The sequence below is a fragment of the Leptotrichia sp. OH3620_COT-345 genome (genome assembly GCF_003932895.1).
Classification (GTDB): Bacteria; Fusobacteriota; Fusobacteriia; order Fusobacteriales; family Leptotrichiaceae; genus Pseudoleptotrichia.
Map to the genome: position 1 here is coordinate 1 of NZ_RQYW01000040.1, position 2,954 is coordinate 2,954.

Below are 2,954 nucleotides of genomic sequence, written 5' to 3' on the forward strand. Positions count from 1 at the left end.
CTTACCTTATATTCTGTATTAGGGTATACCGTTACATTTATTCCTATATTTTTACTCTTATCTATATCATGTAAATCATGTTTTTCATATCCCTGTCCATTCAAACTGAAGCCACCGTCTATCAGTGACCCTACCTGAATTATCTTGCCTTTTATATCAAGTATTCCCCTATCCGCTCTGAACTCCGCAATGTTATTAGTTATTCTCTGTGTTACATCTCTTTTCTCTCTGTGAGGGCTCATTGCCGCCCTCACACTCCAGCTATCGGCTACAAAATTTTTTATCCCTCATAAATATTCATTATGCTTGGAAAACAGCAAACTCACTTCGTTCAGACAGCTGTTTTCCTTTTCAGCATAATTTCATATTTCTTCGGAAAATTTTGAATGACGAGATTTTTATTTTATTTCATATTTTATGAAAAATAAATGTCTTTTTCCAAAACAAATTGAATATTGGGGATTTTATTAATTTTAATTTCTATAGAATTTTAATCCGTTTTCTTTTTAACTATTAACTTTATACCATTAAGTTATATATAATTCCTCTCTTATTTAATTATTTTAAAAAATTCATAAATCAATCCAACTTTTCTTTTTTATAATTTTTTGGAAGCATATTATTGAAAAAATAATAAAAATTATATTGTGAAAAAAGCGTTTGATTATTATATTCTATAATAAATCTTTTGTTATCTTCATAAAAATCTTCAATGACATAAATAATTTTATTCTTTTCGTATATTTTTATTTTATTACTATATTTTATCATAGTATACTCTTTTTTTAAAACTCTAACATTTGTAACTATTAAATATACTATTATCAGTGCTATCATTTGAGGAAATATAAAAATAAATAAACATAACATAAGAAATATCCCCCAATATATTAAATACGCTCTTTCAAATAAAGAATATCGTACATATAGTTTTTTCTTATTTGTTTCATCTGATATCTCATATTCAGGATATCTTATTTTTTTTAATAAATATTTTAATACTTCTTTCATATTTTTCACATCACAAATAACAAAACTATTATCACGATTTTTTCCAAAAGAAAATTTATCAAAAAAATAATTATTTAAATATCGAAAAAATTTATACTTTCATCATAATTTATGACTATATCATATGAATTTAAATAATTTTTCCTTATTGTTAAATTCCTAATATTTCTATATCCTAATTTTTTAACAAAAAATTCTCCTTTAATTTCAATTAATTCATTATAGAATCTAATTTCTCCTTTTTTCTTTAAAATCCAAACTAAATAAAAACGATATATAAAATAAAATATTGCAATACTTAAAAATAAACTACCTACTAAAATATCCTCCATATTTTTTGAAAATAAAAGTTGTGGTTGTATATAAATCATGAAAAAAAGAAAAAATCCTATGTCATTTTTATTAAAATCAAATTTTGAGTATTTTATTTCCATTTTCCTTCCCCTTTTTTATCCCTTATAAATATTCATTATGCTTGGAAAACAGCAAACTCACTTTGCTCAGACAGCTGTTTTCCTTTTCAGCATAATTTCATATTTCTTCGGAAAATTTTGAATGCCGAGTTTTTAACTCTACCCTTATATATCATTTATTTCTACTTCAAGGTAACTGTTTATATCTCTTGACATTTTTTAAAATTCTTTCCAATCATCATCGTCCCAAAAATATTCAAAATATATTTTATTTTTTGTTATAATAAATTCAAATACTTCTATCACACTTTCATAATTTTTTATCTGTTTTATTATCCTTACATTTATAATTTAATATAGAATAAAGTATAAATTAGCACATAATTCAATAACAATCGAGATAATGAAAGTCAATTTTTGTATCCAAAACCTTTTTTTTCTTGAATAATTCATAATTTTTACTATATAAAAAAGTATAATTATTGAAAAAAGTAATAATATTTGAAAATCATTTTTATCTGCTCCTTTCGACATAATATCATAAAAAATTATCCATATGTATATTAAACCCATTAAAATTAATACAATAGATATAGATATTATTATATCTAAATAATATATCATTTTTACTTTTTTATATTTTAATTTTAAAAGCTGCCATATAATATTTATTATAAATAACAATATCAGCACTTTTTCTTTCACTTTAGTTATCCTCCCATTTTTTTAATTCTTTTTTTATTTCCTTTGCTGATTTGTTTTTTATATCTATCGTTATTTTTCTTCCATCACCTTGACTCTTTCCTTTACCAGAATAATTATAATATATTAATGTATCACTTCTTTTGTTATTCATAGCGTAATCCCTTAAATTTGAAGGAAGAATTCCTATAGATGATAATTCTTTTTCTTTACTTATTGACATAATACAAATATTGTACAATTATTTGCTAATAGTCCATACCTATTATTATCTGTAGTAATATAATATTTACCTCCCTCTCTTGAAGTTTTTATACCTGAATCAGAACAATTAGTTCCTACACATTTAAATTCTTCAAAATTTTTCGTTGAATTTTTTTAGATTGCTTTCTATTATTTTCTATCCTTTTCTGATAAAATTAATTTAAACATAACTACATCATAATTCTTAGATTTATAACTTTTTAAATAACTATTAAACAAAGAAACTTGTAATACATCTAATACATCATTTTCTGCTTTCCCTAAACTAAATGGTCTATTTAATCTTTTTTGTTTATAAATTTCTGCTGTATATGGAACAGGCTCTCCATAGCTGTAAATCAGTCATAAAATATCATCGTATATTGAAACATGATTAACTCCTTGTGAATGATGAACTATCCAAATATCATTCTCCCAATCATTACCAAGTTGTTCTTTTGTATATTTCAATGTTTCTGTTATGAAGTTTACATCATTTTCTCCAAACTGTCTATTGTAATATCTCTCAAACTGTCTTCCATAAAAACTTGCATAATCTTCTGAATCCTTTAAACCGTTTTCTCT

5 protein-coding genes are annotated in these 2,954 nt (G+C 23.2%); all 5 read right to left on the reverse strand.

Going from position 1 to position 2,954, the window contains the following annotated elements; all coding sequences use genetic code 11:
* Positions 1-254 (reverse strand): hypothetical protein (locus tag EII29_RS11110; RefSeq protein WP_148096421.1); only part of this gene is annotated, 254 nt, incomplete at its 3' end.
* A gap of 325 nt (positions 255-579) precedes the next feature.
* Entirely contained in the window at positions 580-1,020 is a 441-nt protein-coding gene (locus tag EII29_RS11115) for a hypothetical protein (protein ID WP_148096422.1), read from the reverse strand.
* A gap of 65 nt (positions 1,021-1,085) precedes the next feature.
* Positions 1,086-1,445 (reverse strand): hypothetical protein, encoded by a 360-nt coding sequence (locus tag EII29_RS11120; RefSeq protein WP_125237578.1) that lies wholly within the window; start codon positions 1,443-1,445, stop codon positions 1,086-1,088.
* A 685-nt stretch (positions 1,446-2,130) separates the two neighbouring features.
* Complete coding sequence (locus EII29_RS11955) at positions 2,131-2,349, reverse strand: hypothetical protein (RefSeq protein ID WP_148096424.1); 219 nt, start codon at positions 2,347-2,349, stop codon at positions 2,131-2,133.
* A gap of 383 nt (positions 2,350-2,732) precedes the next feature.
* Positions 2,733-2,954, reverse strand: a 222-nt coding sequence (locus EII29_RS12215; RefSeq protein WP_158612528.1) for a hypothetical protein, incomplete at its 5' end; no start/stop codon positions are given.

Excerpts from the sequence above, each read along its gene's own strand:
- EII29_RS11120 (WP_125237578.1), bottom strand. The coding sequence starts at position 1,445 with ATGGAAATAAAATACTCAAAATTTGATTTTAATAAAAATGACATAGGA.
- EII29_RS11955 (WP_148096424.1), bottom strand. The coding sequence starts at position 2,349 with ATGTCAATAAGTAAAGAAAAAGAATTATCATCTATAGGAATTCTTCCT.